General features: G+C 71.7%; 11 protein-coding genes. 3 read left to right on the top strand and 8 right to left on the bottom strand.

The annotated features are described in order from the left end of the window. Window positions 1-29: 29 nt before the first annotated feature. The 3 genes from FNV62_RS11125 to FNV62_RS11115 all read right to left on the bottom strand — a co-directional run bounded on the left by FNV62_RS11125 (window position 30) and on the right by FNV62_RS11115 (window position 4,611). Entirely contained in the window at window positions 30-929 is a 900-nt protein-coding gene (locus FNV62_RS11125) for an LLM class F420-dependent oxidoreductase (protein WP_143612788.1), read from the bottom strand. Between the two features lie 210 nt (window positions 930-1,139). Next, on the bottom strand, window positions 1,140-3,704 hold the full coding sequence (locus FNV62_RS11120; RefSeq protein ID WP_143612787.1) for an FtsX family ABC transporter permease: 2,565 nt from the start codon (window positions 3,702-3,704) through the stop codon (window positions 1,140-1,142). Window positions 3,705-3,714: 10 nt separating this feature from the next. Next, the gene (locus tag FNV62_RS11115) at window positions 3,715-4,611 is read right to left on the bottom strand and encodes an ABC transporter ATP-binding protein (protein ID WP_225900232.1); all 897 of its coding nucleotides are present in this window, start codon (window positions 4,609-4,611) and stop codon (window positions 3,715-3,717) included. A 147-nt stretch (window positions 4,612-4,758) separates the two neighbouring features. Here FNV62_RS11115 and FNV62_RS11110 point away from each other — a divergent pair, with 147 nt between their 5' ends. Together FNV62_RS11110 and FNV62_RS11105 are read left to right on the top strand one after the other, a co-directional pair. After that, window positions 4,759-5,022: a hypothetical protein gene (locus tag FNV62_RS11110; RefSeq protein ID WP_054228994.1), complete on the top strand. Its 264-nt coding sequence runs from the start codon at window positions 4,759-4,761 to the stop codon at window positions 5,020-5,022. Between the two features lie 4 nt (window positions 5,023-5,026). After that, window positions 5,027-5,401, top strand: coding sequence for a hypothetical protein (locus FNV62_RS11105; RefSeq protein ID WP_054228993.1), 375 nt, complete (start codon window positions 5,027-5,029; stop codon window positions 5,399-5,401). Here the strand turns inward: FNV62_RS11105 and FNV62_RS11100 are convergent, their stop codons facing one another. Together FNV62_RS11100 and FNV62_RS11095 are read right to left on the bottom strand one after the other, a co-directional pair. Next, entirely contained in the window at window positions 5,402-6,088 is a 687-nt protein-coding gene (locus tag FNV62_RS11100; protein ID WP_097283752.1) for a class I SAM-dependent methyltransferase, read from the bottom strand. Window positions 6,089-6,216: 128 nt separating this feature from the next. Beyond that, window positions 6,217-6,903 (bottom strand): esterase/lipase family protein, encoded by a 687-nt coding sequence (locus tag FNV62_RS11095; protein WP_060900485.1) that lies wholly within the window; start codon window positions 6,901-6,903, stop codon window positions 6,217-6,219. 114 nt (window positions 6,904-7,017) lie between these two features. On the opposite strand from FNV62_RS11095, the gene FNV62_RS11090 reads away from it, so the two are divergent. Continuing rightward, complete coding sequence (locus FNV62_RS11090; protein WP_225900231.1) at window positions 7,018-9,186, top strand: helix-turn-helix transcriptional regulator; 2,169 nt, start codon at window positions 7,018-7,020, stop codon at window positions 9,184-9,186. Window positions 9,187-9,243: 57 nt separating this feature from the next. Here the strand turns inward: FNV62_RS11090 and bioD are convergent, their stop codons facing one another. From bioD to bioB, 3 genes are read right to left on the bottom strand one after another with little or no spacing between them, the layout of a single operon-like run. After that, window positions 9,244-9,969 (bottom strand): dethiobiotin synthase, encoded by a 726-nt coding sequence (bioD, locus tag FNV62_RS11085; RefSeq protein WP_143612785.1) that lies wholly within the window; start codon window positions 9,967-9,969, stop codon window positions 9,244-9,246. 1 nt (window position 9,970) lies between these two features. Then, window positions 9,971-11,269 (bottom strand): adenosylmethionine--8-amino-7-oxononanoate transaminase, encoded by a 1,299-nt coding sequence (locus tag FNV62_RS11080; protein WP_054228989.1) that lies wholly within the window; start codon window positions 11,267-11,269, stop codon window positions 9,971-9,973. After that, window positions 11,262-12,473 (bottom strand): biotin synthase BioB, encoded by a 1,212-nt coding sequence (bioB, locus tag FNV62_RS11075; protein ID WP_143607510.1) that lies wholly within the window; start codon window positions 12,471-12,473, stop codon window positions 11,262-11,264. The genes FNV62_RS11080 and bioB overlap by 8 nt, the downstream gene beginning before the upstream one ends. Between the last annotated feature and the right edge of the window lie 144 nt (window positions 12,474-12,617).

Raw genomic sequence — 12,617 nt, 5'->3', positions numbered from 1 at the left:
GGTGGCACCGAATTCCACGATCCGGACGGTCACTCGTCCCGCAGCGCCTCGACGACGGGGGCGAACGCCTCCATGTTCGGCTCCAGGACCGTCAGATACGAGAACCCGTACCGCTCCCGCTGCGCCCGCACCTGCGCGACGATCTGCTCCAGTGTTCCCACCAGCACGATCGGCAGCTCCAGGACCTCGTCCTCGGTCAGGTTCGGGATACGGGGCAGCCAGGGACGGATCGCGGCGCCGCGGTCCTCGGTGACGGCGAGGACCTGGATCAGCAGATTGAGCTCGGCGGGCTCCTTGCGCCCCTCGGCCGCCTCCCGGTACAGGGCGACGCGTTCGTCCAGCGCGGCGGCCGTGATCGGCTCCAGCGTGCCGGCCGGGCTGGTGCGTGCCCCGGTGAACGCCGCGATGTCCGCGTGCTCGGCGGTGAGCCGCAGCATCCGGTCGCCGTTGGCGCCGATCAGCAGCGGCACGCGGAGTCGCTGCGCCGCTCCCGGCTGGTGCTCGTCCGAACCGAGGAGGCGCTCCAACTCCTCGACGGTGCGCTGGAGATGGTCGACCCGCTCGCGCGGTGAGCCCCAGGGGAGGCCCGCCGTGTCGTGCTCCGCCCGGATGTAGCCGGTGCCGAGCCCGAGTTCGAGGCGACCGCCCGTGAGCGTGTCCGTGGTGGCGACCTCGCGGGCCAGCAGCGTGGGATTCCAGAAGCCCGCGTTGAGCACGAAGGTGCCGAGGCGGGGCCGCTCGGTGGCCTCCGCCGCGGCCACCAGCGAGGGGAAGGGCGCGGGCATGCCCAGGTGGTCGGGGACCAGGATCACGTCGTAACCGAGTTCCTCGGCGCGTCGGCACTTGGCGCGCCACTCGTCGAGGGGCGCGGGGGCGAGCAGATTGACGCCGAACCGGAACGGGCGGGAGGAGCCCAAGGACTGCGGCATGAACTCTCCTCAATCACAAGCCACTTGTGTGCAAGGGGCGAACGGGGTGGGCCGGACGCGAGTGCATCGGTGAACAGGGCACGTACGTCGGTGGGCAGGACCACGTACGTCGGTGGGCAGGGCACGTACATCGGTGGGCAGGACGCGTACGTCGGTGAGCAGGACACGTACGTCGGTGGGCAGGACGCGTCCATCAACAGGACGCGTACGTCATTCGTGCGCGATGGCCGCCAGAACGTTCATGCGCGAGGCACGCAGCGCCGGCAGCAGCGCCGCCACGATGCCCACGACCGCCGAACCCACGACCACGGCGACGATGGTGGTCCAGGGGATGGCGAGCGACTTCATGCCCTGGAGCGCGAGGACCCGCTGCACACAGACGCCCCAGACCAGCCCGAGCGCGAGGCCGAGGACGGCGCCGAACACGGCGATCACCACCGACTCCAGCCTGATCATCCGGCGCAGTTGGCGCCGGGCGAGCCCGATGGCGCGCAGCAGCCCGATCTCGCGGGTGCGTTCGACCACCGACAGGGCGAGGGTGTTGACCACGCCGAGCACCGCGATCACGATCGCGAGTCCGAGCAGCGCGTACACGAGGTAGAGCAGCACGGCGATCTGGTCGTGCACGAGTTTCTTGTAGTCGGCCTGGTCACGGACCTGCACCTGCGGATACGGCTTGAGCGTCTGCTCCAGGTGCGCGCGCAGCCGGTCGGGGCTCGTGCCGGGAGCCGCGTTCACGTACAGGGCCGAGTCCTGCCCGCCGGGCACGTACTTCTCGACCGTGCCGAAGCCGAAGGCCAGCCCGCCCTGCATCCCGAAACCCCCGGAGCCGCCCTGGTCCGTGAGCGCCCCCACGGTCAGCTCGGTCTTCCGCCCGGCGGGGAACTCGACGGGGATCACACTGCCGACGCGCACGTCGTGCTCCCGCGCGAACTTCGCGTCCATCGACAGGTGCCCGGCACCGAGCGCCGCCGCCGTGTTCCCCTGCGTGTACGTGACGTGGGCGACGTCGTCGAGCCGCGGATCGTAGCCCGCCGCGGTCGTCTCCACCCGCTTGCCGTCCGGCAGTCGCACCGCGACCGGCGTGAACCGCTGGCGGACGACGAGCCCGGCACCCTCGGTGGCGCGCACCTTGTCCGTGATCTCCCTGGTGAACGGCACGAAGTTGCTGTTCTGGATCACGAAGTCGGAGCCCAGTGTCTTGTCGATCTGGTGGTCGAAGGACTTGCTCATGGACGCGCTCGCCACGGACATCCCGCCGACCAGCGCGAGGCCGACCATCAGCGCGGCCGCCGTGGCACCGGTGCGCCGCGGATTGCGCAGCGCGTTGCGCTGGCTCATCCGGCCGACCGGGCCGAACAGGGCGGGGAAGGCACCGCCCAGGACCCGGATCACCGGCCGCACAAGGAGCGGTCCGGCGATCACCGTCGCGATGAGGGTGAGTACGACACCGAGGCCCAGCAGGGAGGCGGACGTCGCGGTCTTCGACGCCGTGGCGCAGCCGGTCAGCGCGGCGGCTCCGGCCACGCCCACGACGGAGCCCACCAGGGCGCGCGTCCGCAGCGGCCGTCCCACCCCGGCGACCTCGGCGTCCGAGAGGGCCGCCATCGGGGAGACACCGGCCGCGCGCCGGGCGGGGAGATACGCCGCCACGAAGGTGACGCCGACCCCGACGACGTACGACGTGACGGGGGTCGGCCACCCGATCACCATCTCGGTGGACTTGAGGTTCATCCCGAACGCGCTCATGAGCCGGATCAGCCCGAGGGCGAGACCGATCCCCGCGGCGAGTCCGAGCGTCGAGCCGACCAGACCGAGCAGCAGCGCCTCGGTGAGCACGGACCGCCGCACCTGCCGCCGGTCGGCGCCGAGCGCGCGCAACAGGCCCAGCTCACGGGTGCGTTGGGCGATGAGCATCGAGAAGGTGTTGACGATCAGGAAGACGCCGACCAGTACGGCGATGCCGGCGAAGCCGAGCATCACGTACTTGATGACGTCCAGGAATCCGCCGAGCTGCGCGGTGGCGTCCTTGGCCTGCTCGTCGGCGGTCTTCACGTCGTATGTCGTGGTGCCCACCTGTGCCGCGATCCGCTGTTTGAGCGGAGCGTCGGCGATCCCGGGCGCCGCGTCCACCGCGATGCTCGTGGCGGCGTCCGGGCTGCCGAGCAGGTTCGTCTGCGCGGTGGGCGTGTCGAGGAACAGCAGTGCGGCACCGGGGTTGGTGGTGGTGAAGGTGGCGATGCCGACGATCCTCACCGGGAAGGTGCGCTCCGCCTGCACCGTCAGGGTGTCGCCGATCGCCACGTGCTTGCGCTGGGCGGTGTCCGCGTCGAGCAGCGCCTCGTCGGCGCCGTGCGGGGCGTGGCCGGAGGTCAGCTTCACCGGACTGCGCTTGGTGACCTGCCAGTTGGTGGCGATGGTCGGCGCGCCCGAGGTGGGTCCGATCGACTTGTTGTCGCGGTCGACGATGGTGAGGTTCTCGACGCTCACGTCCACATGGGTGGCCGCCACGCCGTCGACCTTCGCGAGCCGGTCCGCGAGCGAGGCGGGCAGCGTCGGCGTGGCGCCGGTCGCCACCCGCGACTTGAGGTCGTTCTTCGGCGACACGGTCACATCGGCCGCGGTGGATGCGAAGAGCCGGTCGAACGTGCGGGTGACCGTGTCCGAGAAGATCAGGCTGCCCGCCACGAACGCCACGGACAGCACGACGGCCAGCGCCGAGAGCAGCAGTCGTCCCTTGTGGGCGAGGAAGCTCCGCAGAGTCGCCTTGAGCACGGCCGCCGCCTCAGTCCTTGTCGAAGGTGTCGAGAGTGTCGAGAGATGTGTCCACAGACGCGTCGAGAGGTACGTCGTCGGAGTCGGCGGCCAGGACCACTTCCACGCCGTCGGAGGCGCCCTCGGCGGCCGGGCGGCCCCCGGAGAAGTGCCGCATGCGCTCCAGCACCGCCTCCGCCGTCGGCCGCTCCATCTCGTCCACGATCCGCCCGTCCCCGAGGAACAGCACCACATCGGAGTGGGCCGCCGCGCCCGGATCGTGCGTGACCATGACGACGCTCTGGCCGAGGTCGTCGACCGCCTCGCGCAGGAAGCCGAGGACCTCGAGCCCCGCACGGGAGTCGAGGTTGCCGGTCGGCTCGTCCGCGAAGATCAGCTCGGGGCGGGAGGCGAGCGCCCGCGCACAGGCGACGCGCTGCTGTTGTCCGCCGGACAGCTGCGCGGGCCGGTGCTTCAGCCGGTCCCGCAGCCCGAGCGTGTCGATGACCTGGTCCAGCCACTTCTGGTCCGGCTTTTGACCCGCGATGTCCATCGGCAGCGTGATGTTCTCGGCCGCGTCCAGCGTGGGGATCAGATTGAAGGACTGGAACATGAACCCGATCCGGTCCCGGCGCAGTCGGGTCAGCTCACGGTCCTTGAGCCCCGTGATCTCGGTGTCGCCGAGCCACACCTGTCCGGCCGAGACGGTGTCGAGTCCCGCGAGGCAGTGCATCAGCGTCGACTTCCCGGAACCCGAGGGGCCCATGACCGCGGTGAAGCGGCCGCGCGCGATGTCCACGTCGACCGAGTCGAGGGCGAGGACGGTGGTCTCGCCGGATCCGTACGCCTTCGTCAGGCCGCGGGCGCGGGCGGCGACCCCGTCGGCGTCCCGTCGTCCGACGGCGTGCTCCGCAGCAGGTGTGGACAAGGCCGCCTCCTCCGTGATGGACGTCCTGACTCCCTGGTCCCGGCCGAGCGTAGTGTGACCCCGCCCACAGCCGGTATCCCCCCGAAGTACCGGCTCCGGCGAGTCGCCCCCTTGCCGGTGCTAGCACTTCGGCGCTAGCTTCGAGGTATGGCGAAGACTCAGCTGAACGTGCGGGTGGACGAGGGCACGGCCAGGGCGGCCCGGGAGCGGGCCCTGGAGCGCGGCATGAGCGTGAACCGCTACATCGAAGAACTGGTCAGACAGGACACCGGGGAGGTCGGTCACACCTTCGTCGATGCCGCCTCCGACTTCATGAAGCAGTACGCGAACGTCTTCGCCGAGGAGTTCGGCGCGGACCGGGAGGGCTCACGGGACGCGTTCCGGGACGGCTCGCGCGAAGGTCGTCGTTGATCCCTTGAGCAGTCTCAGAGTCGACCTCGCCTGGCTCCTCATGATCGCCGAACAGAAGACGCCCGGAGATCCCCAGGTCACCGACTGGGGAGCCCTCGTCGCCGCCGTCAGTCGGCACGAGGCGGAGATATTCGGCATTCCCGTCTACGACAGCCCGCACGCCCGCGCCGCCGCGCTGCTCCAGCTGCTGCTGCACGTCCCTGCGCTCGAACGGTCCAACGCGATGTTCGCCTCGGCCGTCGCGTACGCCTATCTCGTCGCCAGCGGCCTCAAGGTCGTCACCTCGCCCGAGCAGGTGCGCGAACTCGCCCGCCTGGTGAAGGGCGGCGACGCGACCGTGCACGAGATCGCACAGGAGCTGCGGCAGTGGAGTCTGTGACTACTCCCTGACCGGCGGGCGCCTCGCGCTGCCCAGCACGCAGTACGACGTGGGCAGCCGCGGTCCCTTCTCGGGCATCAACAGCCGCCGGTACGGGCCCAGTTCGAATCCGGCCTCGCGGAGCGCGGCGATCGGGTCGCGGGCCAGATGGCAGCCGCCGTTCAGCCGCGGCCACACCGTCCGGTCCAGCCCGCGCTGGGCGGACGCCATCACGCGCCCGCCGCCCTTGCCGTGTTCGAAGAACCGCACGGTGCCACCGGGACGCAGCACGCGCCGCAACTCGCCCAGGGCCCGCGGCACATCGCGCACGCTGCACAGCACCAGCGAGATCACCGCCCCGTCGAACGCCTCGCTCTTGACCGGCAGCGCCTCCGCCGCGCCCGGCACCACGTCCACGGGCACCTCGGAGCGCAGCGCGGCCTCCACGGCCAACTGCCGCAGCAGCCGCTCGGGTTCGATCGCCACCACCTCGGAGACGGCGCTCGGGTAGTGCGCGAAGTTCAGCCCGTTGCCCGCGCCGATCTCGATGACCCGCCCCGAAAGTCCGGTGAGCAGCCGGTCGCGTACCCCGCCCATGCCCATCCGGGTCTCGGCCATCACGCTGATACGGGCGTAGTAGCGGGCGAACAGCGGATGGTGCACGGCGTCGTGCGACAGCTTGGCGGAGCCGGCTGACCTGAAGGGCATGACGGACCTCCCGGGAGGACGGGGTCTTACCGGGATTGTCCCCCCAGGACGTCCGCCACACGCTCTACGACGCTCGACCACACGCCTTACGACGCTCGACCTACGTCTTACGCGGGTCGGCCCACGCGTCAGGCGACGAAGTCGCGCACCTGCTTGTAGACGCCGTAGTCGTTGTTCATGTCGGTGTGCGAGATGCAGCCGACCTCCACATCGGTGGCGCCGCTCAGGATCGCGCTGGTGTCCGGGTTGATCAGCTCGTCGCAGTTCGACCAGTAGCTGGCGTACGAGACGCTGCCCGGCGTCTCGTCACCGGAGTTCAGCGAGGTCAGGAACGAACTGCCGGTGTACATCTCGGCGCACGAGGTGTAGAGCCACGTGCACCAGCTCGCGACCGTGGTTCCGTGGTTCACCCCGGCGGTGGACACGAAGTCGTCGACGTACGAGGTCCCGCCGAGGTTCTTGAGGTAGTAGCGGGCACTCAGCGCACCCATCGAGTGGACGACCAGGTCCACCTTCGACGCGCCGGTCTGCGCGAGGACGGTCTTGACCTCGGTGGAGAGCTGCTGGGCCGTGGTCACGTTCGACTGGCCCCAGTCGTACGACCACGCGAACAGCTCGGAGCCGCTGTAGCCGTCGGCCTTGAAGTCGGCGATCCAGTCGTCCCAACTGCTCGCCGAACTGCTGAGACCGTGCACGAAGATGACGGGGTTGTGGGTCGCGGCCCGGGCGGGCACGGCGGACAGGGAGAGTGACACGAGGAGCGCCGCGACCACGGCGGAGAAGGACGTGGCGATGCGACGCGAGCGGCGTTGCATGGTGCCTCCAGACAAGGGTGGGGTGCCTGGAGTGTCAGCCGGGGTCTACGCGCGCCGCATCGGTGAAATCGCCGGTCTTTACTTGCCAGTTAACTCACCAGTAACGTCATTCGGGTGGTGACTTCGGCGAACCCCGTACGCGGCCCCGCACAACCCGAGCTCGGCCCCTCGCTTCCCGAAGGCGTACGGGTACGGATCCTGCGCACCGCGCACGGCGACCGCCGCGCCGCCGCGGAACTCGCCTCCGCGCTGACCGAACGTCAACTGACCGGCGTCGACCCGCTGCCTGCACAGCCTCCCGTACTCCTGCGCGCGTACCGGCAGGAGGTCCGCGCCCTGCCCGACACCACCCGACGCCTCCTGCTCCTCGCGGCGGCCGACCAGTACCCGGTCGACACCCACGCCTTCCTGCGGGCCGTCACCGCGACCCGGCTCGACACCCGGCCCCTCGTCACCGCCGAGGTGGCCGGAGTCGCCCACGCCACGGCGGGCGGGATCGTCTTCCGCGATCCGTGGACCCGGATAGCGGCCTACGAGACCGCCTCCGTGACGGACCGGCGCGCCGTCCACCTCCTGCTCGCCCGGGTCCTGCGCGGCGAGGGCGAGTCACCCCGGCGGTCCTGGCACCGGGGCGCCGCCGCACTCGGTCCCAGCCGACGCCTCGCCGCCGAACTCAGGGCGGCCGCCCACACCGCGCGCACCGCGGGCGACCACGCCCTGGCCTGCGCCCTCGTCGAACGCGCCGCCGCGCTGTCCCCCGAGCCGAGCGAGCGGGCCCGGCTGCTCGCCCGCGCGGCCGCCGACGCCTGGCGGTCCGGCGACGCCGACCGTGCCCGCCGGCTCGTCGCCGCCACCGACGACGACGCCCTGGGCGGTCTGCTCGCGCTGCGCGCGGGCAACGCGACGGACGCGTTCGACGCGCTGCTGACGGCCGCGGTGCGCTACGCCGAGGACGGCCCGGGGCCGGCCCGTACGGACCACCCCCAGCACGCCGCCGTCCACCTCCTCGCCCGCGCCACCGAAGCCGCGATCTACACCGGAGACCTGCGCCGGTGCCGAGAGGCGGCGGCCGTCGCCGACCGGCTCGGGATCGTGCCGCCCGGCACGCTGGGCGGGCTGGCCGCCGCGTTCGAGGGCCGGTACGACGACGCGCGGGACCTGCTGAAGGCGGCGGCCGGGCGCTGCGGTCCCGGGGGCGATCCCACCCTGCTGATCCACTCCGGGATCGCCGCGCTCATGCTCGGCGACCACACCGCGGCCGCCACCGCCACCGTCCGGGCCGCCGCCTCCGCCCGGGCCGGGGGAGACGGGGTCACCGTTCCCCAGGCCATGGAGTTCCGGGCGTACGCCGACTTCTGGACCGGTCGACCGAGGGCCGCCGAGGCCGCCACCCTGGAGGCCCTCCGCCAGGCGTACACCACCGGCCAGGACAACGGGGCCTGTCATCTGCAGGCGGCCCTCGCGATGTTCGCCGCGGTCACCGGCGACGAGGACGTCTGCCGGGAGCGCGCCGAGGCCGCCCGCTCCTACGCACTCGCCCGCGGGCTCGGCCTGCCCGCCGCGCTGGCCCTGTTCGCGCTCGCCTTCCTCGACCTGAGCACCGGCCGCTTCGCCGCCTCGGCGGCCCGGCTGCGCGCCCTCGCCGCATTCGGCCCCGGGCACGGGCACCGCGCCATCCGTCACATCGCCACCCCGCACTACGTCGAGGCCGCCGTCCGCACCGGCGACACACGGGTCGCCCGGGCCGCCCACGCCGACTACGACCACTGGGCGCGTACCGTGCGCAGCCCCGACGACCTGGCCCTCAGCGCCCGCTGCCGGGCCCTGCTCGCCTCCGGCGCGGAGGCCGTCGAGCACTACCGCACCGCCCTCGACCTGCACGCCTCGGGCACCCGTGACTTCGAACGCGCCCGCACGGAGCTGCTGTTCGGCGGTGCGCTACGGCGACTGCGGCACCGGACGGAGGCCCGTGACCGGCTGCACAGCGCCCTCGAGGCGTTCGAGCACTTCGGTTCGCCGCAGTGTGCGGCGGCGGCGCGGATCGAACTCCGTGTCCTGGGGGAGCCCGTCTCGCCGGTGCGGGGCGCCGACGATCTCGTCGCCCGCCTCACCGCGCAGCAGTTGATGGTCGCGCGCATGGCGGCCGACGGGGCGACCAATCGGGAGATCGCGGCGCGGTTGTTGCTCAGTCCGCGGACCATTGATCATCATCTGCGGGGAGTGTTCGCGCGGTTGGGGATTCGGTCGCGGATCGAGTTGGTTCGGTTGTTGGGGGAGGGGTGAGGGGGCTGTTCTTCGGCTGTGCGCCGGTGGGGGTCGAGCACGCAGTTCCCCGCGCCCCTAGGGGGCGCCTGCTGCCTGCGTCGAATGGAAAGTGTGCGTGTCCCAGCTTCCCCCGAGCCGCGGCGCCAGCCAGCCCGGCGCCTCCGCACGGAAGGCGGTGACGTCGTACGACCCCGCCCCCGCGGGCAGTGCTCCCAGCAGCGGAGCCTCCGCCACGACCGGCAGGTCCGCGAGGTTGCACCGTGACGCCAGGTCGGGGGAGTCGGGCCAGCTGCCGATGACGACTCCCGCCAAGTCCAGCCCACGGCGCCGCAGTTCACGAGCCGTCAGCTCGGTGGTGTTCAGGGTGCCGAGGCCCGCTGACGCCACCACCAGCACCGGCGCGTCCAGCAGGCTCGCCGCGTCCGCCAGCGTGCCGCCCTCGTCGTCGAAGCGGACGAGGAGACCACCCGCTCCCTCCACCAGCACGAGGTCGTGATCGGTGGCCAGTTCGGCCGCCGCCTTCGCCACCGCGACCGGGCTCACCGGGGGCAGGGAGGCCCGCCGCGCGGCCGTCGCGGGAGCCAACGGCTCCGGATAGCGGGCGAGTTCGAGCGTGGTCACGGCGCCCGCGAGCCGGGCCACCTCGTCGGCGTCCCCGCGCTCGTCCGGGCGTACACCCGTCTGCGCCGGCTTGAGTACGGCCACGGAGCGTCCGGCCGCGAGGGCCGTGGCGGCGACGGCGGCCGTCGTGACCGTCTTGCCGACCTCCGTGCCCGTCCCCGTGATCACCAGAACCGCCATGTCATCCCTCCCGTGCCGCCGCGCACACCGCGCGCGCGATCCGTGCCACGTCCACGTCACCCGTGACGTACGGCGGCATCGTGTAGACGAGGTCGCGGAACGGGCGCAGCCACACGCCCTCGCGCACGGCCGCCGCCGTGGCCGCCTTCATGTCGACCTCGTGGTCGAGCTGGACGACGCCGATCGCGCCCAGGACACGTACGTCCCGGACACCCGGCAGCGAGGACGCCTCCGCCAGGCCGTCCCGCAGACCCGCCTCGATCCGCTTGACCTCGGTCTGCCAGTCCTGTCCGAGCAGCAGGTCGATCGAGGCGCAGGCCACCGCGGCGGCGAGCGGATTGCCCATGAAGGTCGGGCCGTGAGCCAGCACCGGGACCTCACCGCGTGAGATGCCCTCGGCCACCCGCGCCGTGCAGAGCGTCGCCGCCATCGTCATATAGCCGCCGGTCAGCGCCTTGCCGACGCACATCACGTCCGGCGTGATACCGGCGTGCTCCGCCGCGAAGAGAGCGCCCGTTCGGCCGAAGCCGGTCGCGATCTCGTCGAGGACGAGAAGCACGTCGTGGGCGTCGCACGCCTCCCGCAGCACCCGCAGATACGCGGGGGAGTGGAACCGCATCCCGCCCGCGCCCTGTACCACCGGCTCCACGATCACCGCGGCGAGCTCGTCGGCGTGCCGCCCGATCAGCTCGCGCAGCCGGTCGGCGTACGACTCCTCGTACGCGACCGGTGGGGCGTCGGCGAACACCTGGCGCTGGAGCACGCCCTGCCACAGCTCGTGCATCCCTCCCTCGGGGTCGCACACCGACATCGGCTGCCAGGTGTCCCCGTGGTAGCCGCCGCGCCAGGTCAGCAGCCGCTGCTTGCCCGGGCGGCCGAGCGAGCGCCAGTGCTGGAGGCACATCTTGACGGCGACCTCGACCGACACCGATCCGGAGTCGGCGAGGAAGACGTGTTCCAGGCCCTGGGGCGTGATGTCGACAAGTCGCTTCGCCAGCCGCACGGCGGGCTCGTGCGTGAGCCCGCCGAACATGACATGGCTCATGCGCTCCAGCTGGTCGCGCGCCGCGTCGTTGAGGACCGGGTGGTTGTAGCCGTGAATGGCCGACCACCAGGACGACATGCCGTCGACCAGCTCGCCCGAGCCGTCCGCCAGCCGCAGGCGTACCCCGCTCGCCGACTCCACGACGAGCGGTTCCTGGCGGCCGGGCATGGGGCCGTACGGGTGCCAGACATGCCGCCGGTCCAACTCCAGCAGTTCCCGCACGGGCAGCGTGGACGGCTCGGACGGGTCAGGCATTGGGGGCGAGGTCCGTTCCGGCACCCCGGCGGCGTACGGCGACGAGATCCGTACGCGCTTCGGCGGGCTGCTCCTGCTCGGCCTGCACCTTCACGGAACCGCAGACGCCACCGCCCTCGTGCGAGCCGCACCCGGCGTCCGCGTCCGCGTGCGCACCGCATCCGGCCTCGGCGTGCGCACCGCAGCCCGCGCCCGCCGTCAAGCGGTGCTCGGGCAGGGTCACCTCGCCCGCGCCCTCCACCTCGAACCCGGCGTCCGCGATCATCTCCAGGTCGGCCTTGCCCGCCTGGCCCTCGCTGGTGAGGTAGTCGCCGAGGAAGATCGAGTTGGCCAGGTTCAGGGCGAGCGGCTGCATCGTCCGCAGGTGGACCTCGCGGCCGCCCGCGATGCGGACCTCCACGTCCGGGCAGACGAAACGGACCATGGCCAGGATGCGCAGGCACCGCTGCGGGGTGAGGTTCCACTCCTTGGCGAGCGGGGTGCCCTCGAAGGGGATCAGGAAGTTCACCGGAACGGAGTCCGGGTCGAGCTCGCGCAGCGAGTAGACGACGTCGACGAGGTCCTCGTCCGACTCGCCCATGCCCGCGATCAGACCCGAGCAGGCCGACAGACCGGCCGCGTGCGCCTTCTGGACCGTGTCCACCCGGTCGGCGTACGTGTGCGTGGTCGTGATGTCCCCGTACGTCCCCTCGGACGTGTTCAGGTTGTGGTTGTAGGCGTCCGCTCCCGCCTCGCGCAACCGCTCGGCCTGGCCGTCGGAGAGCAGGCCCAGGCAGGCGCACACCTCGACGTCCTCGTTCTGGTCCTTGATCGCCTTGATGGTGTCGGAGACCCGGTCCACGTCACGGTCCGTCGGTCCGCGGCCGCTGGCCACCAGGCAGACCCGCTTGGCGCCCCCGGCGAGCCCGGCCGCCGCGGCCTGCGAGGCCTGGTCCGGCTTGAGCCAGGTGTACTTGAGGATGTCGGCCTTGGAGCCGAGGCGCTGCGAGCAGTACGAGCAGTCCTCGGGGCACAGACCGGACTTCAGATTGACCAGATAGTTGAGTTTCACTCGACGGCCGAACCAGTGCCGGCGGACTTTTCCGGCCGCGGCCACCACGTCGAGCACGTCGTCGTCGGACGTGGCCAGCACGGCCAGCGCCTCGTCACGGGTCGGCAGCTCGCGCCGAAGCCCCTTGTCCACCAGCGTGTTCAGCAGGTCCATGAGATCCGATCCTGACGTATGCGAGCCGCTGCGGCCAAGGAGAGTTTGCACAACAGAGACGCTTCGACGTGTGGGTATTGCCACATCATGGGCGCCGCGTCGCCCCGCTAGGGTCTGTGCACTGCCTACAAAACGACCACCTTC

The organism is Streptomyces sp. RLB3-17 (assembly GCF_007113425.2).
GTDB lineage: Bacteria > Actinomycetota > Actinomycetes > Streptomycetales > Streptomycetaceae > Streptomyces > Streptomyces mirabilis_D.
The sequence above is the reverse complement of the archived record's forward strand: the minus strand, read 5'-3'. Positions and strand labels throughout refer to the sequence as shown.

What these genes read in the sequence shown, in the direction of transcription:
- FNV62_RS11125 (WP_143612788.1), bottom strand. Translation starts at nt 929, where the DNA reads ATGCCGCAGTCCTTGGGCTCCTCCCGCCCGTTCCGGTTCGGCGTCAAT.
- FNV62_RS11110 (WP_054228994.1), top strand. Translation starts at nt 4,759, where the DNA reads ATGGCGAAGACTCAGCTGAACGTGCGGGTGGACGAGGGCACGGCCAGG.
- FNV62_RS11100 (WP_097283752.1), bottom strand. Translation starts at nt 6,088, where the DNA reads ATGCCCTTCAGGTCAGCCGGCTCCGCCAAGCTGTCGCACGACGCCGTG.
- FNV62_RS11095 (WP_060900485.1), bottom strand. Translation starts at nt 6,903, where the DNA reads ATGCAACGCCGCTCGCGTCGCATCGCCACGTCCTTCTCCGCCGTGGTC.
- bioD (WP_143612785.1), bottom strand. Translation starts at nt 9,969, where the DNA reads ATGGCGGTTCTGGTGATCACGGGGACGGGCACGGAGGTCGGCAAGACG.
- FNV62_RS11080 (WP_054228989.1), bottom strand. Translation starts at nt 11,269, where the DNA reads ATGCCTGACCCGTCCGAGCCGTCCACGCTGCCCGTGCGGGAACTGCTG.
- bioB (WP_143607510.1), bottom strand. Translation starts at nt 12,473, where the DNA reads ATGGACCTGCTGAACACGCTGGTGGACAAGGGGCTTCGGCGCGAGCTG.